19 protein-coding genes and 1 pseudogene are annotated in these 22,118 nt (G+C 69.3%); 3 read left to right on the forward strand and 17 right to left on the reverse strand.

All coding sequences use genetic code 11. From position 1 onward, the window contains the following. Positions 1-1,092: 1,092 nt before the first annotated feature. The 4 genes from der to scpB all read right to left on the reverse strand — a co-directional run bounded on the left by der (position 1,093) and on the right by scpB (position 5,352). Entirely contained in the window at positions 1,093-2,535 is a 1,443-nt protein-coding gene (gene der, locus A5789_RS22910; RefSeq protein ID WP_064906996.1) for a ribosome biogenesis GTPase Der, read from the reverse strand. Next, positions 2,532-3,200, reverse strand: coding sequence for a (d)CMP kinase (cmk, locus tag A5789_RS22915; protein ID WP_063018201.1), 669 nt, complete (start codon positions 3,198-3,200; stop codon positions 2,532-2,534). The genes der and cmk overlap by 4 nt, the downstream gene beginning before the upstream one ends. Before the next feature lie 101 nt (positions 3,201-3,301). Next, a complete protein-coding gene (locus A5789_RS35875) occupies positions 3,302-4,639 on the reverse strand; it encodes a pseudouridine synthase (RefSeq protein ID WP_082940895.1) in 1,338 nt (445 codons plus the stop codon). Between the two features lie 41 nt (positions 4,640-4,680). After that, entirely contained in the window at positions 4,681-5,352 is a 672-nt protein-coding gene (gene scpB, locus A5789_RS22925; RefSeq protein ID WP_063018180.1) for an SMC-Scp complex subunit ScpB, read from the reverse strand. A gap of 9 nt (positions 5,353-5,361) precedes the next feature. On the opposite strand from scpB, the gene A5789_RS22930 reads away from it, so the two are divergent. Then, positions 5,362-5,694 carry a hypothetical protein gene (locus tag A5789_RS22930; RefSeq protein WP_064906997.1) on the forward strand — a complete coding sequence of 111 codons (333 nt, stop codon included), beginning with the start codon at positions 5,362-5,364 and terminating at the stop codon, positions 5,692-5,694. Here the strand turns inward: A5789_RS22930 and A5789_RS22935 are convergent. From A5789_RS22935 to steA, 7 genes are all read right to left on the reverse strand, one after another. After that, on the reverse strand, positions 5,685-6,557 hold the full coding sequence (locus A5789_RS22935; protein WP_051756303.1) for a ScpA family protein: 873 nt from the start codon (positions 6,555-6,557) through the stop codon (positions 5,685-5,687). The genes A5789_RS22930 and A5789_RS22935 overlap by 10 nt on opposite strands. After that, positions 6,554-7,525: a ParA family protein gene (locus A5789_RS22940; RefSeq protein ID WP_082857394.1), complete on the reverse strand. Its 972-nt coding sequence runs from the start codon at positions 7,523-7,525 to the stop codon at positions 6,554-6,556. Before A5789_RS22940 ends, A5789_RS22935 begins: the two co-directional genes overlap by 4 nt. Positions 7,526-7,825: 300 nt before the next feature. Further along, positions 7,826-8,815, reverse strand: a complete 990-nt coding sequence (gene xerD, locus A5789_RS22945; RefSeq protein ID WP_064906998.1) for a site-specific tyrosine recombinase XerD — start codon at positions 8,813-8,815, stop codon at positions 7,826-7,828. A gap of 109 nt (positions 8,816-8,924) precedes the next feature. Beyond that, positions 8,925-9,569: an NUDIX hydrolase gene (locus A5789_RS22950; protein ID WP_063018186.1), complete on the reverse strand. Its 645-nt coding sequence runs from the start codon at positions 9,567-9,569 to the stop codon at positions 8,925-8,927. After that, on the reverse strand, positions 9,566-11,302 hold the full coding sequence (locus A5789_RS22955; RefSeq protein ID WP_064906999.1) for a CTP synthase: 1,737 nt from the start codon (positions 11,300-11,302) through the stop codon (positions 9,566-9,568). Before A5789_RS22955 ends, A5789_RS22950 begins: the two co-directional genes overlap by 4 nt. 197 nt (positions 11,303-11,499) lie before the next feature. Then, positions 11,500-12,414: a copper transporter gene (locus tag A5789_RS22960; RefSeq protein WP_228795337.1), complete on the reverse strand. Its 915-nt coding sequence runs from the start codon at positions 12,412-12,414 to the stop codon at positions 11,500-11,502. Between the two features lie 17 nt (positions 12,415-12,431). Then, positions 12,432-13,646, reverse strand: a complete 1,215-nt coding sequence (gene steA, locus A5789_RS22965) for a putative cytokinetic ring protein SteA (protein WP_036524839.1) — start codon at positions 13,644-13,646, stop codon at positions 12,432-12,434. 172 nt (positions 13,647-13,818) lie between these two features. Between steA and A5789_RS22970 the strand changes: the two genes are divergently transcribed. Further along, positions 13,819-14,241, forward strand: a complete 423-nt coding sequence (locus A5789_RS22970; RefSeq protein ID WP_030518953.1) for an SRPBCC family protein — start codon at positions 13,819-13,821, stop codon at positions 14,239-14,241. A gap of 15 nt (positions 14,242-14,256) precedes the next feature. Here the strand turns inward: A5789_RS22970 and recN are convergent, their stop codons facing one another. From recN to A5789_RS22990, 4 genes are read right to left on the reverse strand one after another with little or no spacing between them, the layout of a single operon-like run. Then, positions 14,257-16,032, reverse strand: coding sequence for a DNA repair protein RecN (gene recN / locus A5789_RS22975; protein WP_064907000.1), 1,776 nt, complete (start codon positions 16,030-16,032; stop codon positions 14,257-14,259). Then, positions 16,010-17,035 carry an NAD kinase gene (locus A5789_RS22980; protein ID WP_082940896.1) on the reverse strand — a complete coding sequence of 342 codons (1,026 nt, stop codon included), beginning with the start codon at positions 17,033-17,035 and terminating at the stop codon, positions 16,010-16,012. The genes recN and A5789_RS22980 overlap by 23 nt, the downstream gene beginning before the upstream one ends. After that, positions 17,032-17,868 carry a TlyA family RNA methyltransferase gene (locus tag A5789_RS22985; protein WP_030518950.1) on the reverse strand — a complete coding sequence of 279 codons (837 nt, stop codon included), beginning with the start codon at positions 17,866-17,868 and terminating at the stop codon, positions 17,032-17,034. The genes A5789_RS22980 and A5789_RS22985 overlap by 4 nt, the downstream gene beginning before the upstream one ends. Position 17,869: 1 nt before the next feature. Next, positions 17,870-18,160: a hypothetical protein gene (locus tag A5789_RS22990; RefSeq protein WP_064907001.1), complete on the reverse strand. Its 291-nt coding sequence runs from the start codon at positions 18,158-18,160 to the stop codon at positions 17,870-17,872. 162 nt (positions 18,161-18,322) lie between these two features. Here A5789_RS22990 and A5789_RS22995 point away from each other — a divergent pair, with 162 nt between their 5' ends. After that, positions 18,323-19,030, forward strand: a complete 708-nt coding sequence (locus tag A5789_RS22995; RefSeq protein WP_082940897.1) for a YdcF family protein — start codon at positions 18,323-18,325, stop codon at positions 19,028-19,030. A gap of 66 nt (positions 19,031-19,096) precedes the next feature. Here A5789_RS22995 and A5789_RS23000 read toward each other — a convergent pair whose 3' ends face one another. Next, complete coding sequence (locus A5789_RS23000) at positions 19,097-19,984, reverse strand: HAD-IIA family hydrolase (protein WP_064907003.1); 888 nt, start codon at positions 19,982-19,984, stop codon at positions 19,097-19,099. Positions 19,985-19,987: 3 nt separating this feature from the next. Further along, positions 19,988-21,007 (reverse strand): annotated as a pseudogene (locus tag A5789_RS36810) (hypothetical protein); the annotation flags it as partial. Between the last annotated feature and the right edge of the window lie 1,111 nt (positions 21,008-22,118).

The raw sequence follows: 22,118 nt of genomic DNA on the forward strand, positions 1-22,118 counted from the left end.
GCATGACCGCTCGGTATGTCTGTTCTGCGAGACCGGTCGGTCTTAAATAAACATCACATTTCAGAAACGGCCCCGAATGGGTGGTCGATACGGGCGCGACGGTGCCCAGTGCCGCCACCCCGACCCCCGGCCTCGCCGGGGTCCGCCGCACTGCGCGTGTCACGCCCGTATCGACCACCCATTCGGCGCCGTTACTGAAATGTGATGTTTATTTCCGACCGACCGGTCTCGCATAACAGACATACCGAGCGGTCATGCGGCGAAGGCGTCCGGCGTCGGCCCACCGACGCCCGCGGCGAACTCCCGACAAACCGTCGGCCAACCGGTGCATCCGGCCCTCGTTGCACGTGCAAGCCGCGCAGTGGCCGCCACCGGCCCCGGCTCGGCCGCCGAAACAGAGGCTCCGACCAGCGACAGATCCGCATCGAGTCCGGTCGGCGCCTACGACGAGCGCCGCCGCGACCGGATCGAGTGCGCGGAGATCCGACCGCTCGCACCGCATCGGGATTCTCGGCCGCCCATGCACCCGCATCGCCCGCGTCTCCGCACGCGTTCGGGCGCAGCCATTCGCCGGCAGGCCGCCCGGTCGCTGATTGTGAAATTCTCAGCGACCGGAACGAACCACGATCTCCCGCGGCCTACTTGTCCGGGAACCCGGCGGAGAATCCGGCGGCGATGAGGGCGGCGGCGATGACCGACAGTACGGCGATGCTCCACATGGCAAACCTCTTCGATTGTGGGCCAAGCGGATTCACCGTAGCGTGATGTGGTTCACACCGCGACCGAAACGGCGTAATCGGCAGCGTCCGACTCGCCCACAACGAGTCCGACCCGCCCACAACGCAATTCCCCCGCACCTTGCGGGCGGCCGCGATGCCACAGGTCGGCTCGGTCGATGCCTCTTCATGAAAGTCGGCGTTGCTGCGACGAAGTCGGGCCTGCCCGGGACATGTCGCCCAAACATGTTTCAATGCGCATATGTCCGTGAGGCAATGAAGAATGCCGACAGACACCTTTGGCAGAACTCCCCAAGGCCGGAAGCCGGCGGGATGTCCGGTGCGGACGAAACATCCGCCCGCACCGGCACTTCCACTACTTCTTCGAGCGATCCCGCTTCTCGCGCACCCGCACCGAGATGCGCACCGGGGAACCGTCGAAACCGAATTCCTCGCGCAGGCGGCGCTCCAGGAAACGGCGGTAGCCCGCCTCCAGGAATGCGGTGGTGAACAGCACGAACGTCGGCGGCCGGGTGGTCGCCTGGGTCGCGAACAGCACGCGCGGCAATCGCCCGCCCCGCATCGGCGGCGGCGTCGCCGCGATGACCTCCTTGAGCCAGGTGTTGAGCCGGCCCGTGGGGATCCGCTGATCCCAGGATTCGAGTGCGGTTTCCATTGCCGGAACGAGCTTTTGGACCGCGCGGCCGGTGTGCGCGGAGATGTTCACCCGCTGCGCCCACGGCACCCGCACCAGCTCGCGCTCCACCTCACGCTCGAGCTGGTAGCGGCGATCCTCGTCGACCAGATCCCACTTGTTGAACGCGAGCACGAGGGCGCGGCCGGCATCGGCGACCATGCCGATCACACGCAGATCCTGTTCGGTGATCGGTTCGGAGGCGTCGATCAGCATGATCGCGACCTCGGCGGCCTCGATGGCGGCCTTGGTGCGCAACGAGGCGTAGAACTCGGTTCCGTCGGCCGTGCCGACCTTGCGGCGCAGGCCCGCGGTATCGACGAAACGCCATGTCTTGCCGCCCAATTCGACCAGCGAGTCGACCGGGTCGACCGTCGTTCCGGCCACATCGTGCACCACGGAACGTTCGTCACCGGACAGCTTGTTCAGCAGACTGGACTTGCCGACATTCGGCTTACCGACCAGGGCCACTCGCCGCGGGCCCCCTCCCCCGGAACCCTCGCGCGGAGTTTCCGGCAGCACCGCGAGCACATCGTCGAGCAGGTCGCCGGTACCGCGACCGTGCGCCGCCGACACCATCCGCGGCTCTCCCAGCCCGAGCGACCACAGCACGGCCGCATCGGCTTCGGCCTTCTCGCCGTCGACCTTGTTCGCGACCAGGATCACCGGAGTCTTGGAGCGCCGCAACGCCTTCACCGCCGCCTCGTCGGTCGCGGTCGCACCCACGGTGGCGTCCACGACCAGCAGGATCGCATCGGCGGTCTGCATCGCCAGTTCGGCCTGCCGGGCCACCGCCTGCTGCAGACCCTTCGCGTCGGGTTCCCAGCCGCCGGTGTCCTGCACCAGGAAGCGGCGCCCCGCCCAGCTCGCCTCGTACGACACCCGATCGCGGGTGACGCCCGGAATGTCCTCGACGACCGCCTCGCGGCGGCCCAGGATCCGGTTCACCAGCGTCGATTTGCCGACGTTCGGGCGGCCGACGACGGCCACGGTGGGCATCGGCACATGCTCGTGCGCGTCCGCATCGCCCTCGAAATCGGCGATCTCCCAATCGGTTTCGTCGGTCCAGATGCCGTCGCCGGCGAGCGTGTCGGAATTCGAACTCGGTGTCACACTCGGGCTCATCTGCGCTCTCCCACCGTAATCTGCTGCGCCACAACCCGGTACAGCTCGTCGATGACCTGGTCCATGCTCAGCTCGCTGGTGTCGACCTGCACCGCGTCCGCGGCCGGGCGCAGCGGCGATACCGCGCGGGTGGAATCCAGATTGTCGCGGCGCTGCACATCGGCGAGCACCGCGTCGTAATCGTCGCCGCGGCCTTCGGCGATGTTCTGCTGATTGCGCCGCGCCGCGCGGGCCTGCGCCGACGCGGTCAGATAGATCTTGGCGTCGGCATCGGGCAGCACGACCGTGCCGATATCGCGGCCTTCGACCACGATCCGCCCGGCCGCGGCCGCGATCTCACGCTGCAAGGCGACGAGTTGGGTCCGCACCTCGGCCACCGCGGAGACGGCGGAGACCGCCTTGGTCACCGCGTCGCCGCGAATTTCGGCCGAGACGTCCTCGCCGTCGAGTTCGATCAGCTCGTGGCCGGGATCGGTGCCGATGGTCAGCGGCAGATCCTTGACCGCGGCCGCGATCTCGGCGGGATCGGTCAGCTCGACACCGCTGCGCAGCACCCGCAGTGTCGCGACGCGATACATCGCGCCGGTGTCGAGATAGCGGGCGCCGAGCCGCGCCGCGAGACGGCGCGACACACTCGACTTGCCGGTGCCCGACGGGCCGTCCATGGCGACGACGAGTTCCGCGCCAGGGATGCCGTCGTCGCCGATGCCGGATTCCACCACGTCACGGCCTCCTCGGATCCGATCGTCCAGCATGTCCACACCACTCACAACTCCACCGCCTCGTACAACTTCCCGATTTCGTCGCGGCCCAGCACTCGCAGGGTGCCCGACCGTTGATCGCCCAGCGCGACCGGCCCGATATGCGTGCGAACCAGCGCGATCACCGGGTACCCGACCTCGGCCAGCAACCGCCGCACGATGTGCTTGCGGCCCTCGTGCAGGATCACCCGGACCAGCGATTTGCCCTCGGCGACCTCGAGCACCTGGAATTTGTCGACCTTCGCCGGGCCGTCCTCGAGTTCGACGCCGTCACGCAACTGCTTACCGACGCCGCGCTGCATTTCACCCTGCACCGTCGCGAGATAGGTCTTCGACACCTGGAACGACGGATGCATCAGCCGATGCGCGAGATCGCCGTCGTTGGTGAGCAGCAGCAGGCCCTCGGTATCGGCGTCGAGGCGGCCGACGTGGAACAGCCGCTGACCGGCCATCACCCGCTCGGCGACGATATCGCCGACGCAGGGGCGGCCCAGTTCGTCCGACATCGTCGACTGGAAACCCTTGGGCTTGTTCAGCGCCAGGTAGACCTGTTCGTCGCGAACCACGACGCGAACGCCGTCTACCCGCACCACGGCCGTATCGGGATCGATGCGCAGGCCCTGTTCGCGCACCACCGCGCCGTCGACCTCGACGCGGCCCTGTTCGATGAGCTCTTCGGCCGCGCGGCGCGAGGCCACGCCGGCCTTGGCGAGCACCTTCTGCAGGCGTTCGCCCTCACCCCACGGCAACTTCTTGGGACCGGATTGCTCGGCCTCGACATGCTGGTGGCGGGCGGGTTTGGCGAAACTCAGCACGGTCGGCGGAGTCTTGCGCTTCTTCGGCTTCGGGGCGCCCGCGCGAGGGCGACCGGCGGCAGTGCCGCGATCCCGCGAGCCGGCGGGTGAATCGCCGCGCGAGGGGCGGGCATCGCCACGGCCGTATCGCGAGTCACCGCGCGCGTCCCCGGCCGCCTGGCCGCGAGCGAACCGGTCGCCCCGGCTGTAGCCACCCTCGGACCGCGAACCCCGTCCGGCGCTGTCTCCGCGGCCGTAGCTCTCGCCGCCACGGTTGTAACGGTCGTCTCCGCGGCCGGACCGGTCACCACCGCGGCCGTAGCTCTCGCCCCCGCGGCCGTAACGGTCGTCCTCGCGGCCGGGTCGCGACCCACGTGTGTCGCCGCGGCCGTAACTGTCGTCCCGGCGCCCGTAGCGGTCGCCCCGTCTGTCATCGCTGCGGTCGGCGCGTCCGGCCGCCCCTCGTGCCGCGCGTCCGCCGCCACGAGGCGGGTCGCTGTGTCTTTTCCTACGGTCCGGTGTGCCATCTCGGCGAGCGGGTGTATTCACGTGGTCCTCTGATCAGTCGACAGGATCCGCTGCGGATCCGGTCAATCCTCGGTGCCGAGATCGATATCCGATTCGGCGGGTTTCTTCAGCTTGGTGTACCGGGGGTCGGTCTCCAGGCTCTCGTTGATCTCATCGATCAGGTCGACGCCCGGTAGCAGGGGCGCCAGCGACGGAAGTTCCGCCAGCGACGCGAGCCCGATCCGTTCCAGGAACAGTTCGGTGGTGACGTAGAGGGTGCCGTTGGTATCGACGTCGGCGCCCGCCTCGGCGATCAGTCCCCGCGCCACCAGGGTGCGGATCACGCCGTCGACGTTCACCCCGCGCACGGCACTCACTCGTGCTCGCGTAACCGGTTGACGATAGGCGATAACCGCCAAGGTTTCCAAAGCGGCCCTGGTGAGCTTGGACCGCGCCCCGTCCAACAGCATACGTTCGACGTAGGGCGCGTACTCGGTCCGGGTGTACAGACGCCACCCGTCGCCCACGTAGCGCAGATCGATTCCACTGCCCCGCGCGGTCCACTCCGCCGACATCTCGCGCAACACCCGCTCGATCCGGGCGGGCGCGTCGTCGACCGCCGCCGCGAGCAGTTCCACCGACGCCGGCGCATCCACCACCAGCAGCATCGCCTCGAGCGCCGACCGCAACTCCTGGTCGTCGAGCGGACGGGCAACCTCCTCCTCGTCCGCGTCGTTCTCCGCCCCGGGCCGCATCTGGCGGGGATGCTCGGCATCACCGCTCGGCCCACTCCCTACGGCCTCCGCAACGCCGGACGCGCCAACGATGGTTCGCGGAACACCCGACTCGGTACCAGCATCGTGCGCAGCGTCGACACCAGCGGGCGCGACCTCGTCAGCGGCGGTCCGAGCGGCATCGTCCGCGGCAGGCGCGACCGCCGCATCATCACCACGCCCCGACGAATCGGCCGAGGAGGGCACGACCTCGGAACGGCCGGTCTGTCCGATCGCGGCATCGCCCGCCGGGGCTACGGCGGCCGCTTCGTCTCGGGCATCCGCGTGATCCATCGACTGCTCACCGTGCGACATCATCCGTAATCCTCATCGATTGTCACGGGCTCGGCGGGCGCGCCCTCGGCGTCGTCGCCGATCCAGCGCACCGCCAGCGGGCCGAGCGGGTCGGGCTGGTCGAATTCGATCGTCTTGCCCCGGTAGAGCTCGAGCAGCGCGAGAAAGCGCGCGACGATCTGGATCGGCATCTCGCAATCGGCGCACAGCTCGTGGAAGGTCGACCACTCTCCCACCCCGCGCTTCTTCAGCATCTCCAAGACCAGCGCGGCCTGTTCGGCGACGGAGATGGCATGGGCGTGCAGGTGGTCCAGTCCGACCGTCGGCCGCGGCCGGGGGCGGAACGCCGCCGCGGCGATATCGGCGAAACCCGCCGCGTCGACGCCGAGGCTCACCTCCGGCAGCAGGTCCAGGAAGCGTTCCTCGAGCGACACCGCCCGCGGATACCGGCGCAATGCGGCGGCCTCGAGCTCACCGAGCAGTTCGGCGACCTGTTTGAACGCCCGATACTGCAGCAGCCGCGCGAACAGCAGATCGCGCGCCTCGAGCAGTTCCAGGTCGTCGGCATCGGTAACCTCACCGGACGGCAGCAGCCGGGCGGCCTTGAGGTCGAGCAGGGTCGCGGCGACCACCAGGAATTCGGTGGTCTGATCGAGAATCCGATCCGCCCGCAGCGTCGGATCGCGTTCCAGGCTCGCGGTGAGCTCTTTGGTGTAGGCGATGAACTCGTCGGTGACCTTGTGCAGCGCCACCTCGGTCACATCGAGCCGCCGCTGGCTGATCAGCTGCAACAACAGGTCGAACGGCCCCTGAAAATTGCTCAGCCGCAGGTGGAACCCGTCGGGCTTGTTTTCCGGTACGACCTCGGCAGCCGGTGGTCCGGCCTCGCTCACCGGCCCGACCGGTGGATGACTTCCCGTGCCATAGCCCGATACGCTTCCGCGCCACCGGATTTCGGCGCCCAGGTGGTGATCGGCTCACCGGCGACACTGGCGTCGGGGAAACGGACGGTCCGGTTGATCACGGTGTCGTACACCAGATCACCGAACACCTCCACCACCCGGGCCATCACCTGCCGGGAGTGCAGCAATCGCGCATCGAACATAGTCACCACGATGCCCGACAGTGCCAGCCGCGGGTTGAGCCGGTCCCGCACCTTCTCCACTGTGTCGGTGAGCAGCGCCAGCCCGCGCAGGGAGAAGTATTCGCATTCCATCGGGATGATCACGCCGTCGGCGCAGGCCAGCGCGTTGACGGTGAGCAGACCCAGCGACGGCTGGCAGTCGATGAGGATGTAGTCGTAGCGGTCGCGCAGCGGTGCCAGCGCGCGGCCGAGGGTCTGTTCCCGGCCGACCTCGTTGACCAGCTGGATTTCCGCCGCCGAGAGGTCGATATTGCTCGGCAGCAGATCCATCCCGTCGACCTTGGTGTTGAGCAGCACGTCGTCGACGCTCGCCCGGCCGCCGACGAGCAGATTGTGCACGGTCAGGTCCAGGTCGTGGTGGGCCACGCCCAGTCCCGCCGACAGTGCTCCCTGCGGGTCGAGGTCGACCAGCAACACCCGGCGGCCGTATTCGGCGAGCGCGGCACCGAGGTTGATGGTGGAGGTGGTCTTGCCGACGCCGCCCTTCTGATTGCACATGGCGACGATCAGGGCGTCACCGTTGCGCGACGACGGGGGTGGTTCGGGAATGTCGCGCAGCGGGCGTCCGGTCGGGCCGAGTTCGGTACCGTCCGCCACGATGTCGTTCGCCTCCCAGAGTCTGCGGGCCGCCTGTTCGATTCGGAGGCCGGTTCGGATATTCGAAAGCGGTTCTGCCGCAGCGTTGTTCGGCGGCTCGGCCGGGCCGGCTGTCGTCATGTCCGCTGCTCCTTCAGTTTTCCTGCTCGTTGCCCCGCCGCGCGCTGCGGAACAGCGGGCGATCGCTACACCGGACGCCGATGTACCGGACCACCGCAATAGACGCTACCGCCTCCGAGCGCAAGACCCCCGATCGGACACGCTTGGGGAACGCCCCCGATCGTTGCGCACTTGTGTCATTACCCGTGCCACAACACCGTGTCCTCACGGCACCAACTCCGCATTCTGTCGCCTCGAGGGGGTGTTGGGAAACCCTTTGCGGCAATCCGCACCCGATATCGGGTTGCCGCCGCCGGCGCGTTACCGCGCCCGCGGATGCGCGGTGGCCCACACCTCGTGCAGTGTATTGACCGTGACCAGGGTGTAGATCTGCGTGGTCGTCACCGACGCGTGCCCCAGCAACTCCTGCACGACACGCACGTCGGCGCCCCCGTCGAGCAGGTGGGTGGCGAACGAGTGCCGCAGCGTGTGCGGCGACACCGCGGCGCCGATCCCGGCCCGATCGGCCGCGTCCTGCAGCACCTGCCAGGTGCTCTGGCGCGAGAGCCGGCCGCCGCGAGCATTGAGGAACAGGGCGGGGGTGCCCTTGCCGCGGGCGCCGAGCGCGGGCCGGCCCCGAACCAGATAGGCGTCGATTGCCGCCAGCGCCGGCCGCCCGATCGGCACCATGCGCTGTTTACCGCCCTTACCGTGCAGGACGACCGAGCGCCCGGCGGTGTCGATATCGTCGACGTCGAGTCCGACGACCTCCGAGATCCGGGCGCCGGTGGAGTACAGCAGTTCCAGCATGGCCCGATCCCGCAGTCCGCGCGGCCCGCCCCCGGAACCGGCGTCGTCTCCCCCGCCCGCGGCCTCGAGCAGCCGGGAAATATCTTCGTAGGGAAGCGCTTTCGGCAGTCGCCGCGCCGGAGTCGGCGGCTTCACACCGTGCGCGACATCCCCGGTGGTCAGTCCCTCGGCCGCCGCGAACCGGTGCAGGCCGCGCACCGCCACCAGTGCGCGGGCGGCCGAACTGGCGGCCAGCGCCGGATAGCCCTCGCCACCCGCCCGCAGCGAGACGACGAAATCGGCGATCTGGTTCTCGGTCACCCGGTCCAGATCACCGATATCGCGCTGTTTCAGAAACTCCTGATATCGCTGCAGATCACGCCGGTAGGCGCTGAGCGTATTTCTCGCCGCGCCGCGCTCGACCGTCAGATGGTCGAGATAGGCCTGGATCTGCCGCTCCACCACGCGTTCACCCGACCGGTAGCGGCACAACGACCGCCGGGGCGGCGGGAACAGCGACATTCACGGTGTCATCATGACAGCCGGCGGCGACATTCGTTCGCACGAAACACAGTTCGCACGTGCCCGAGGAGTACGGCCGGGTGAGGTGAGGCACCCGGCCGGTTGTCCATCAGGCCCGTGCGTGTTCGGCGGCCTTCCGATCGAGCAGCTGCGTCGGCATACCCGGCCACGGCGCGTCGGCGGGCCGCAGCGTCGTGCCGTTCGCCCGCGCGACCGACGCGGCCAGCACACCGGCCACCGCGGTCGCGTTCTCGATCCGGCCCGACAGCGCGGCGGTCACCGCGTCCTGCAGCGACATCCGCACGATCGACAGATCGGCTTCCTCGTGCTCGGGGTCCGGCCGATCGGTGTCCGACAACCCGGTCGCGAGATAGATGCGCAGTGCCTCGTCGGTGAACCCCGGCGACAGCACCACATCCACCAGCGTGGACCACTCCCGCGCCGCCAGACCGGTCTCCTCGGCGAGTTCGCGTTGCGCGGCCGCCAGCGGATCCTCACCGGCCTGATCGAGCAGGCCGGCCGGCAACTCCAGCAACCGCCGCCCGATCGGATGCCGATACTGGTTGATCAGCACCACCGAGCCGTCGTGGTCGAGGGCGACGATCGCGACCGCGCCGTGATGCTCGACCACCTCGCGTTCGGCAATCCGCCCGCCGGGCATCTCGACCTGATCCCGCCGCAGCGCGACGATCGCGCCCGAATACACGGTCTCGGTGCCGACGACGCGGAAGTTGTGGTTACCGGGTTCGCTCACTGCGCGACTCGCTCGGCCTCATCGGCCTCCTCGCCGTAGATCTCCACCGGAAGCCGTTCGGCGCCTTTGTATTTCAACGCCGCGTCGACCAGTCCGGCGAACAGCGGATGCGGCCGGGTCGGCCGGCTCTTGAGCTCCGGATGCGCCTGGGTCGCGACGAAGTACGGATGTACGTTCGCCGGCAGCTCCACGAACTCGACCAGATGCCCGTCCGGCGAGGTACCGGAGAATCGCAGACCGCTCTGGGCGATCTTGTCGCGATAGGCGTTGTTGACCTCGTAGCGGTGCCGATGCCGCTCCGACACCTCGGTGGTGCCGTAGGCCTGCGCCACGACCGAGCCCTTCTCCAGCACGGCCGGATAGGCGCCCAGTCGCATGGTGCCGCCGAGGTCGGCCTCACCGGCGACCGCCTGGGCTTGGTCGGCCATCGTGGAGATCACCGGATGCGTTGTCTCCGGCTCGAATTCGGCGGAGTTGGCGTCCTCGAGTCCCACCGAACGGGCGGCCTCGATCACCGCGCACTGCAGTCCCAGGCACAGCCCCAGCAGCGGAATCGAGCGGGTGCGCGCGAACCGGATCGCGCCGACCTTGCCCTCGATGCCGCGAATGCCGAAGCCGCCGGGGATCAGCACCGCGTCGACATCGCCGAGGTGATGCTGCGCGCCCTCCGGAGTCTCGCATTCGTCGGACTGCACCCAGCGGATGTTCACCTTGGCCTTGGCCGCGAAACCACCGGCCCGCAGTGCCTCGGTCACCGAGAGATACGCGTCCGGCAGGTCGACGTATTTACCGACCAGCGCGACGGTCACCTCTTCGCGCGGGTTGTGCACCCGGTCCAGCAGATCGCCCCAGACGGTCCAGTCGACATCGCGGAACGGCAGGCCGAGCTTGCGCACCACGTAGGCGTCGAGGCCCTCGCGGTGCAGCACCTTCGGGATGTCGTAGATCGACGGCGCGTCGGGCGTGGAGATGCAGGCGTCGACGTCGACGTCGCACATCAGCGCGATCTTGTTCTTCAGCCCCTGCGGCACCTCGCGGTCGCAGCGCAGGATCAGCGCGTCGGGCTGGATACCGATGTTGCGCAGCGCCGCGACGGAGTGCTGCGTGGGTTTGGTCTTCAGCTCGCCGGAGGGCGCCAGATACGGCACCAGCGTCACGTGCAGGAAGAAGCAGTTGTCCCGGCCCACCTCGTGCCGGATCTGGCGCGCGGCCTCGAGGAACGGCTGGGATTCGATATCGCCGACGGTGCCGCCGATTTCGGTGATCACCACGTCCGGGGTCTGGCCCTGCAGATCCGGACCGCTCATCGCGAGGATCCGGTTCTTGATCTCGTCGGTGATGTGCGGGATGACCTGCACGGTGTCGCCGAGGTACTCGCCGCGCCGCTCCTTGGCGATCACGGTGGAGTAGACCTGCCCGGTGGTGACGTTCGCATAGCCCGACAGATCACGGTCGAGGAAGCGCTCGTAGTGGCCGACGTCGAGGTCGGTTTCGGCGCCGTCCTCGGTCACGAACACCTCGCCGTGCTGGAAGGGATTCATGGTGCCGGGGTCGACATTCAGATACGGGTCCAGCTTCTGCATGGTGACCCGCAATCCGCGGGCGGTCAGCAGCTGGCCGAGGCTGGAGGCGGTCAGTCCCTTGCCGAGGGAGGAGGCGACACCGCCACTCACGAAGATGTGTTTGGTGGCCGTCTGATGGGGGGAACGCGCCGGAATCCGCGATTGACTCACGGAACTCCACGCTAACACGAAAAACGGTTGCGAAACGAATGCCACGCGGGGAATGTCGGAGGTCGTCCTGCCGGTTTGTCACTTGCGTCTCATTCAGCGCAGCAACCCCATGACGCGGCGCCCAGGACGCACCGATCGCCCGGCACTCGCTCCGACGTGACGGATCATCCGATCGCGGTCGACAGCGGCGGCCGCGCTCAGCCGGGAGAAGCGGTCACCGACAGCGAGGTCGCCTCCGGCCCGGTGCCGTAGTGACCGGTTTTGCCGCCCAGTTGCTCGGCGAGGCCGAGAGCCGTTGTGACCCGGCCCGTTTCGCGGTCCACGTTGTCGACCGTGGACACCGTCGCGTCGAGGCGGTTCTCGCGGCGCACCTCGGCGATCGGCCCCGATCCGTCCGAGGAACCGGCCCGCCCCGCCAGCACCAGCCCCGCCCCGCGTCCGCGCAGCGCCCCGGCGAAATGCGCCGTGATCGATCCCTGGCCGTTGTGGTCGGCCCGCGCGCCGGACCCGGTCACCACCACGGCCAACTGGGCCGGCGCGAAGTCACCGGCGGCGAGGAAGCCGCCGTTGCGCAGGGTGTCGACGATCAGCCCGCGTTCCTGCGCGGTGGCACGGTCGGCGCCGTCGGCGGGGTCGGTGAGAAACGCCAGGCCGAGGAGATCACCGGCGAGGCTGCCCTGATCCACCGCCTCGGTCTGCAACTGAGCGCCGGCGGGAATCATATTCGTGACCGCGGTCCGCAGGCGGTCGCCCTGCGACGCGTCGACGAAGGCGTCGGTGAGCGCGACCCGCCCGGTGACCTTCGCCCCGGCAGTGGTCAGGGCTGCCGTCACCGCGTCGACGTCACCGCCGTCGGCATCGGGGGTGGTGAATACGAGCACCGTGTGATCGGCGAGGGTTCCGTTCAGGATGCGGCCCGCCGACCGGGCGATGAAGTCGTCGGCCGCACCGACCTGCCGCTCGAGTTGCCCGTTGGCCGCCGCGAGCGCGTCGTTGCGCTGAGCCAGATCGTCACCGTCACCCGGACCACCCTGGCGGACGACGGCGCCGAGCGCCGCACCCACCGCCAATGCCAGAAAGATCGCGGCCAGGGAAACGACGAGCCGACGCATGGAACCCACTGCTTTCTCTACCCCCGACGGTCCGATAGTCGATGGAGCCAGTCCTGCGACTGCCGCCACGCCGAATCCAGCCAATCGAGCACATCGCTGCCCAGATGCGAGGACACCAGCAGTCCGACGATCAGCGCGATCAGCGCGGCCAGCACCACCAGTGCGGTCGCCCAGCCGGAGTTGCCCTGCCGATACAGGGTGGCGACGGCCTTGGCGTCCATCAGTTTCGGTCCCGCCTTGAGCCGGGTCAGGAACATCGCCGGAGCCGATTCGCGGCGGCTGCGATCGAAGAAGTCGTCGAGCGAGGCCGGCGCCCCGCAGGTGATGATCAGCGCGGCCCCGTGATGGTCGGCCAGCAGCAGCGCCAGATCCGCCGCCGATCCCGAGGACGGGAAGGTGGTGGCGCCGATACCCAGGTCCTGAATTCGCTCCAGCCCCTTGGCGTGCCCGTCGGTATCGGCCGGAAGTATCAGCTCGGCACCGCATTTCAGCGAGCTCGCGGTGATTTCCTCCGGGTCGCCGACGATCAGATCGGGACGATATCCGGCCTTGGTCAGGATGTCGGCGCCGCGCCCGACACCGACCAGAATCGGCGCGTACTCCTTGACGAACGGCTTGATCGCCTTGAGGTCGTCACGACTGTCCACGCCGTCGGCCACCACCACGACATGGCGGCCGCGCATCGACAGATCCAGGGCCGGAACCCCGAGACCGTCGATCAGCATCGCGCTTTCGGTCCGGATGTATTCGGTCGTGTTGCCGGCGAAGGCTTCCAGATGGTCGGCCAGCCCGTTGCGCGCCGCGATCATCCGCTCGGCGATGACCTGATCGGTGAGCTCGATGGCCTCGACCAGAACCTCCGGTTCCTTCTTGGTCAACTTGTCGGCATACACCACGCCGGCATCGATGCGGACCTTGCTGCCGTCCTTGATCTTGCCGAACACGTCGGCGGAGACAGCATCCAGCAACACGATCCCGTTGGCGGCCAGCACTTCCGGGCCGAGGTTCGGATAGCGGCCCGAAATCGAGGGCGAGGCATTGATCACCGCCGCCACGCCCGCCTGGACGAGCCGGTCAGCGGTGAGGCGATCGATGTCCATCTCGTCGAGGACCACCACATCGCCCGCCCCGACCCGCTTGAGCAGACGCCGGGTATTGCGGTCCACCCGGGCCATCCCGGTGACGCCGGGAAGCGTTTCGGTGTTGCGCGACAACAGCGCCAGCATCTTCATGGCATCCGATAATGGACGCCGACTCTCAACCTGTGGTGGAGGCGCGCCGACGTCCTATCACATCCCCTGGCATGAGGCCAGCAAACGCACGCCTCCACGACGTCGACTGGCGTGCCGGGTGGTGCCGCTGGTACCGATATGCTTCGGCTCACTGCATCCGAAGGAGAACGCCATGGCCAGTACCACCGTCGACACGGTCATTCCCGCACCGCGCGACGTCGTCTACAAGCTGTTCGCCGAGCGCGACAGTCTCAACGGCTATCTGCCCGTGCGCATTACGCTGCGTCAGCCCGGCGCTCCCGAGGCCTCCGGCGTCGGTGCACGCTACCTGGTGGGCGTGGGCGGCATCGGTGTGACCGAGGAGACCACCGAACTGGTTCCCGGTGAGCGCATGGAATACCGGATCATCGCCGGTGCGCCGGTGAAGCGGCACGTCGGCACCATCACCTTCGCCGACGCCCCGGGCGGCACCCTGGTGTCGTACCGGATGGAATCCGAGCCCAAGCTGCCGGTGCCGGACAAGGCGACGGAACTGTTTCTGCGCGGCCTGATCTCGCCGTTCCTCAAGGCCGCCAAGAAGGCCGTCGCCAAGTAGACGCTTCGCAGCTCGTCAGCCCGCCGCCGAGGTGGTGTCGGCCTTCTCCGCCCGCGCGGTGGCCAGCAACTCCTCGGCGTGGGCGCGGCCGGTCTCGGTGTCGTCGAGACCGGCCAGCATGCGAGCCAGCTCGACGACCCGCTCGTCGGTGGTCAGCGCCCGCACCCCGCTGTTGACGCCCTTGCCGTCGTCGACCTTGTCCACCACGAGGTGGGTGTCGGCGAAGGCGGCCACCTGCGGCAGATGAGTCACCACGATGACCTGATGGGTGCGGGCCAGCCGCGCCAGCCGTCGCCCGATCTCCACCGCGGCGCGGCCGCCGACACCGGCGTCGACCTCGTCGAACACCATGGTCGAGCCGTATTCGGAGGCCGCGAGCACCACTTCCAGCGCCAGCATCACGCGCGAGAGCTCACCACCGGACGCACTGCGGCTCAACGGCAGCGACTGCGCGCCGGAGTGGGCAGACAGCCGGAATTCCACCTCGTCCACACCGGACGCGCCGGCATGCAGCTCCGCCCCCTCGACGGTGATGGGCGCACTGTCCTGCGCGGCCGCCGCCAGCGGCCGCACCTCCACCTCGAGTTTGGCGCGGCCCATCGCCAGTCCGCTCAATTCGGCGCTCACCGCGGTCGCGAGTTTGCGGGCGGCCTTGCGCCGGGCGGCGGTCAACTTCTTCGCCGTCTCCCGCACCTGCCCGGCCGCGGTCTCCACCTCGGCGGCCAGCGCCGCCAGCGCCTCCTCCGACACGTCGAGGGAGGCCAGGCGGGTGCGCGCCTCGTCGGCCCAGGCGATCACCGCGTCGACATCGGGTGCGTATTTGCGGGTCAGCGATTTCAGTTCCGCCTGGCGGGTGAGCAGGCTGTCCAGCGCCGCGGGATCCGACGGCAGATCCGACAGATACGAACTCAACTCGGTGGTCACATCGACCACCACCGCGATGGCCTCCCCCAGCCGCGGCGCCAACGCGGTCAGCGCCGGATCGTCACTGGATTCCAGCCGGGCCCGCGCACCACCGAGCGCGTCCAGCGCACCGGCGCCCTCACCGTCGCCGGAACCCGCGAGGGCCGCATGGGCGGCGCCGGCCGCCTCTCGCAGCGAATCCAGATCGCCGAGCCGCAGCACCTCGGCGACGATGCGCTCGTCCTCACCGGGTTCCGGTGCGACCGAATCGATTTCGTTCAGCGAATGCTGCAGCCGATCGGCCTCGAGGGCGAGTTCACGGCTGCGCGCGGTGCGTTCCAGCAGCTCGGCGCGAGCCTGCAGCCAGGTGCGGCGGGCCAGCTGATATTTGCGCAGCAGCCCGGCCACCGCATCGCCGGCGAACCGGTCCAGGGCCTGCAGTTGCTGATCGGGACGCTGCAGTCGCAGCTGGTCGTTCTGCCCGTGCACGGTCAGCAGCGGCGCCGTGAAATCCGACAGCACCGCGGCCGGCACACTGCGGCCACCGAGATGGGCGCGGGAACGCCCGTCGCTGCCGACGGTACGCACCGCGATGACACTGTCGTCGTCGTCGCGTTGCGCGCCGGAGGATTCCAGCACCTTCTCGACCTCGTCGCGGGCGCTGTCGTGCACGTCCTCGACGGTGAACCGGCCCTCGACCACGGCCCGCTGCGCGCCCTGACGCACCCGTCCGGCGTCCGCGCGGGCGCCACCGAGCAGATGCAGTCCGGTGACCACCATCGTCTTGCCGGCACCGGTCTCACCGGTCACACAGGTCAGTCCCTCGTGGAACTGCGCGGTGGCGGTGGATATGACGCCGAGGCCGTCAATCCTGATCTCTGTCAGCACGTGTGCTCTCCGTTCGGCGGTGTTCGCTATCGCCTGAGCCGGGTTGCTCGGTGGGGGTGCGGGCCGACTCCGGCGCGCACGGCCGTTCCGGCCGCCGGCCCCGCCAGCCTGTCACGGGTAAGCGGAACTTGCGCACCATCCGGTCGGCGAAGGGGGCGGAATCCAACCGCACCCACCGCACCGGTTCGGCGCCGCGCACCGCTTCGAATCGCCCACCCCGCGGCAATGCCAGCGTACGCCGGCCGTCCAGGAAGACGATCGCATCATGGCCTGTCGCAACGGTTTCCACCGCGATCCGCGACTCCGGGCTGGTCACCAGCGGCCGTGCGAACAGTGCGTGCGCATTACTGGGAATCACCAGCAGCGCCTCGAGTTCGGGCCACACCACGGGACCACCCGCGGAGAAGGCATAGGCGGTGGAGCCGGTGGGTGTCGCGATCAGCACGCCGTCACAACCGAACTGCGACACCGGGCGGCCGTCGACTTCGAGGACGACCTCCAGCACGCCCATCCGGGCGGCATTCTCGATACTGGCCTCGTTGAGGGCCCATCCGCGTTCCACGACAACATCATCGACGCGGACACTGACATCTACGGTCATCCGCTGCTCGATGCGGTAATCGCCGCGCACCACTTGGGCCAGCGCGTCGTCCAGATGTTCGGCCTCGGCCTCGGTGAGAAAACCGATGCGTCCGAGGTTGATTCCCAGTACCGGAACCCGGGCCGGGTGTGCCATCTCCGCCCCGCGCAGGAAGGTGCCGTCGCCACCGAGCGCGAGCACCATCTCGCAGCCGACCGCGGCTTCGGGACCGTGCGGCACCACCCGCACCGGATAGCCGTCGGGTTCGCCGGTGTCGTCGAAATCCAGCTTGGTGCTGTAGGCCTCGTCCTCGAGGACGCGCAACCCGATTCCGGCGTCGGCGAAGATCTTCGCGACCCGATGCGCGGTCTCGAGCAGTTCGGAACGGCCCGGATGGGCGACGAGCAGGATCTCCCGCTTCACTGTGGCCCCTCCTCGACCGCACGCTGCACCAATTCGCTGATATCGGGCTCCGATTCGGTCTCGGCCGAATCCGTGTCCGGTGTGTCCTTGCGCAGCCACAGGAAATACTCGACGTTGCCCGACGGGCCGGGCAACGGGCTGGCGACCACACCGCGGGTACGCAGGCCCAGCTCGGCGGCCGCGGCGGCCACCTCGGTCACCGCCTCGGCGCGCAGAGCCGGGTCACGCACCACACCGCCGGAGCCTACTCGCTGTTTACCGACCTCGAACTGCGGTTTCACCATGGGCAGCAGATCCGCGCCCGGTGTGCAGCAGGCGGCCAGCGCGGGCAGCACCAGCGCCAGCGAGATGAACGACAGATCCGCGACAACCAGTTCGACCGGTCCGTCGATCGCCTCGGGCGTCAGCGCGCGCACATTGGTGCGGTCGAACACGCGGACCCGCTCGTCGTTGCGCAGCCGCCACACCAGCTGGCCGTAGCCCACATCGACGGCGACCACCTCGCGGGCGCCGCGGGCGAGCAGCACATCGGTGAACCCGCCGGTCGACGCACCGGCGTCCAGGCAGCGCTTCCCGGCCACGCTCACCCCGAGCGGTTCGAACGCCTCCAGCGCGCCCAGCACCTTGTGCGCACCACGCGAGGCCCACTGGACCTCGTCGGGTTCCTCACGCACCAGCAGCGGGGTATTCGGCTCGACCGCGGTCGCCGGTTTCGACGCGACCGCACCGTTGATCAGGACGCGGCCCGCGCCGATCAGTTCGACCGCGTGCTCTCGCGATCGCGCCAATCCGCGGCGAACCAGTTCGGCGTCCACTCGCGCGCGCCTGGCCACCTCAGATCTTGTCCACCGTCGCCAGGGCGCCGACCAGCACCTCGTGGGCCTGTTCGAGAATGCGCGCCCGCCGGGTGATATCGGTTCCCGCGCGGTCCACCCCGTCGGCTTCGTCGCTGCTCACGCGCCGCGCTCCGGGCAATTCCGCCAGCAGCGCCGCTACCTCGGCCCGCACCTGCTCCGGATCGGCGAACTCCGCCGTCCCTCCCGCGAGATGCTGCCCGGGCAGCGGAACTCCCGGGCGAGGACCGGAGAAACCGGACGGATGCGGACGCGGAATGGGCGTAGTCATGGTGCCGACAACGCTACCGGAGTTCCACGACGGACAGGCAAGCGGCGGCACGGGTGAAACGGAGGTCACGGTGGCGTCCAGCGGCCGGGCGCCGGCCGCCCTGCGTCGACAGCTGCAGCCCCAGGACCGGTGGGGCGCGGCGAGTATTGGCACAATGGCGGCGTGGGAGGTAAGCGACGACAGGGATCTGTCCGGTTCGTCGCACTCGCGGCGGCATCGACGGCGGCCGCGGTGGTCGCCGCCGCCGAATACGCCCACTGGCGCGCATCTCGGCGATTGCTCGGACCGCGGCGGGAACCACGAACCGGCGGTGTGGACGCGGTGGTGGTGCTGGGCTACCCGGCCGCCGCCGACGGCCGGACGCGCGCGCTGCAGCGCTGGCGATGCCGCATCGGCGCCCGCTCGCTGCCGCGCGACCGCGACGGATTCCTGATCTTCACCGGCGGCGCCGTGCACGGCCCCTGGGTCGAAGCGACGGTGATGGCCGAATACACCCGCGCTCACCTCGGTGTTCCGCCCGAGCGAATCCGGACGGAGACATCGGCCGAAACCACGTGGCAGAACATCGAATTCACCATTCCCGCCATGGAACGAGCCGATCGCATCATGATCGCCTCCGACCCCATGCACGCCGCCCGCGCCCGCCGCTATCTGTGGGCGCAGCGGCCGGACCTCGCCGAACGCCTCGCCCCCGCCGCCGACTACCGGCCGCTGGAATGCTGGTGGCTCAAAATCCCCACTGCCGCACACGAATCGGCGGCGATCACCCGGCGCCGCGCCGGAGCTGCCGCCACTCCACTACTCCGGCGCCTGGGCATCCTCCCCGAGACCGCGGCAGCGTTCACAGCTGCCGAGGATCGCCGCGATTGACCGACGATCCCGGCGCGGATCGGGCAGTCGTCGACTCGGCCGTGGTGAACGCGGTGAGCCGGACAGTTACCGAAGCAATTCGATTGCGCGACCGGGGTTTTCGTCCAACAGTCTGACCAGGTGGTCGACCGTGTCACCCTCGGGAGAATCGTGCCGGATCACCGGGTGATTCAGCGCGTCGAGAGTTCGGGAGATGTAGGTGGGCCGGTGGTCGGCGGGGCGGGCTCGCAGATCGTCGAGGGTGCTGACGCCGGTGAGGACCATCAACGACGGCAGGCCGACGCACCGGGCGCCGTCGATATCGGTGTCGAGACGGTCTCCCACCACGAGCACGTCGCGGGTCGCCGCGCGGACCAGCGCATCCTCGAGCAGCGGCGCATAGGGTTTACCGGCTACCACCGGCTCCTGGTCGGTCGCGGCTCGCAATGCGGCGACCATCGCGCCGTTGCCCGGCGCCAGGCCGCGCTCGTTCGGCAGAGTGGCATCCGCATTCGCGGCCACCCACAGGGCCCCGGCCCGCACGGCGTAGGCCGCCTCGGCGAGGTCCGGCCATCCGGTCTGCGGGGAATGCCCCTGCACGACCGCGGCGGGAGCCACGCCGTTGAAACGCCGAATCGGTTGCAGGCCGACCTGTTCGATTTCCGCCGCGAGGTCGTCGGTGCCGACGATCAGCACGGTGGATCCGGCGGCCAGCCGGGAGGCGAGCACATGCGCCGCCGCCTGCGCGCTGGTAACGACCTCGGATTCACTTGCGCCGAAACCCAATTCGCGCAGATGCGCGGCCACCACACCAGCCGACCGGCTGGCGTTGTTGGTGACGAACATCAGCTTCTGCGCGCCACCGCCGGCGTCGAGAGCGGCGGGTGCGCCGGTGATCACCTGCGCACCTCGATACAGCGTGCCGTCCAGATCCAGCAGGAGGGCCTCGAAGCTCTCCCGAAGCGATGCTGCCACTAGTTACTCCACGTCGTCGTCGACCTGTGCGTCCGCGAGTTCGTCGGCACGCTCCTCGGCGTCGGTATCACCGTCGACATCGGCCGCGGCCGCATTGAGGAACCACTGCAGTGCCTCGTCGGACCGGCCGGCGGCGAGCAGCGCCTCCGCATAGGCGTAGAACAACCGTGCCGAGGCGGAACCGGAGCGCGAGGGATCCAGTTCCGGCGTCTGCAGGGTGACCACGGCCTGATCGTATTGGCCCAAATCCATTCGCGCACCGGCGACGACGATCCGCAGCTCGGTCGCCTCGTCGCCCGACAGTGCCCGCGCCTCGTCGCTGCGGCCGAGTTCGATCGCGCGTTCGGGCCGTCCCAGCCCGCGTTCGCAATCGGCCATGACCGCCAGCAGACCCGAGCCGCCGGACATCCGGCGCGCGGTACGCAACTCGGAGAGGGCCTCGGCCCATTCACCCGCGTGATAGGCGGTGACACCGGCGGTTTCGCGGACCACCGCGATGCGTCCGGCGCGGCGCCGTGCCGCGCGCGCATGTTCGAGTGCCTGCTCCGGGTCCTCGTCGAGAAGCCGGGCGGCCATCACCAGGTGCCGGGCGACCGCCTCGGCGTTGTTCTTGTCGAGGCTCAGCAGATCGCGGCGCACCGCGCCGTCCAGATCGCTCGCCTGCACATCGTCCGGCAACGCGGGCTCATCGGGCCGCCCCGCCCGGCTCTCACCGCCGACGCGCGCCCCTTCACCACCCCGTCGCCGCGGCTCCCGGTCCTCGAAGTTCGCGCCGGCCTCCGCCGATTCTCCGGTGTGCGCGGTGGTGTCGGCCTCGTCCGCCGATCCGAATCGACGCTCGGCATCCGCGCCACCGCGCCGGAACCCGCCGCGCCGATCACCCTCGCCCCGGCCGTAACCACCCGGACGATCCCCACGGCCGCTCGGACCTCCCGGTCGCCGGCCACCCTCGTCACGCCGGAATCCGCCTCGGCGATCATCCGAGCCGCGCCCGTAGCCGCCGGACCGCCGATCGCCCTCGTCACGCCGGAACCCACCCGAGCGGCGATCGTCACCACCGCGACCGTATCCCCCGGAGCGGCGATCGTCGCCGCCGCGCTCGAAACCACCGGAACGCCGGTCGTCGCCACCACGGTTGTAACCGCCGGAACGACGGTCGTCCCCGCCACGGCTGTAACCACCGGGACGACGGTCATCGCCACCACGGCTGTAACCACCGGAACGGCGGTCGTCCCCACCACGGTTGTAACCACCCGAGCGGCGATCGTCCTCGCCGCGGCCGTATCCACCCGAGCGGCGATCGTCGCCACCACGGTTGTAACCACCCGAGCGCCGGTCGTCTCCACCGCGGTTGTAACCACCGGAACGGCGGTCGTCTCCACCGCGGTTGTAACCACCGGAACGGCGATCGTCGTTGTCGCGCCGGAAGCCACCGGAGCGGCGGTCGTCTCCGCCACGTTCATGGCCGCCCGAGCGGCGATCGTCTCCACCACGCCCGTGACCACCGGAGCGACGGTCGTCGTCGCCGCGCCCATACCCGCCGGAACGACGATCATCGTTGTCGCGCCGGAAGCCACCGGAGCGGCGGTCGTCTCCACCGCGGCCGTAACCGCCGGTGCCGCGCTCGGATCCACGGCGGTCGTCGCCGCGCCCGCTACCGCCGCGCCGATCGTCGTCACGGGCGCCGTATCCGCCCGAGCGGCTGGTGTCGTCGCCGCGCCGGAAACCTCCGGAGCGACGTTCCCCTTCTCCGCGGTCATGGGCAGGTGTGCCGGAGCCGGCCGAGTCCGGACCGGTACTGCCACGGCGGAAGGGTCTCCTACCGTCGTCATGCTCCGACACAGCGTTACCTTTCTCTGATCCGGCACGAGCAGCCGGTGATGACATGCAGACCGCGCCGTCCGCCGGCACCCGTCTGCAACCACCATAAATTCAATCACGCGACACGAACGCTTCCCCACTTGCCCGGCCCGCGCGCGCATCGCGAGTGGCCGGGGGCGACGAGTCGCGGATCCGGACGAAAATCCGGTGTAGCGGCGGCGCCGAACAAAAAGGGGCGTATATGGGTAAGGCCCCCAACCTGCTGGTTGGGGGCCTTACCTGAATGTATGTTCCGGCGGTGTCCTACTCTCCC

The sequence above is a fragment of the Nocardia sp. 852002-51101_SCH5132738 genome (assembly GCF_001665695.1).
GTDB classification, from domain to species: domain Bacteria; phylum Actinomycetota; class Actinomycetes; order Mycobacteriales; family Mycobacteriaceae; genus Nocardia; species Nocardia nova.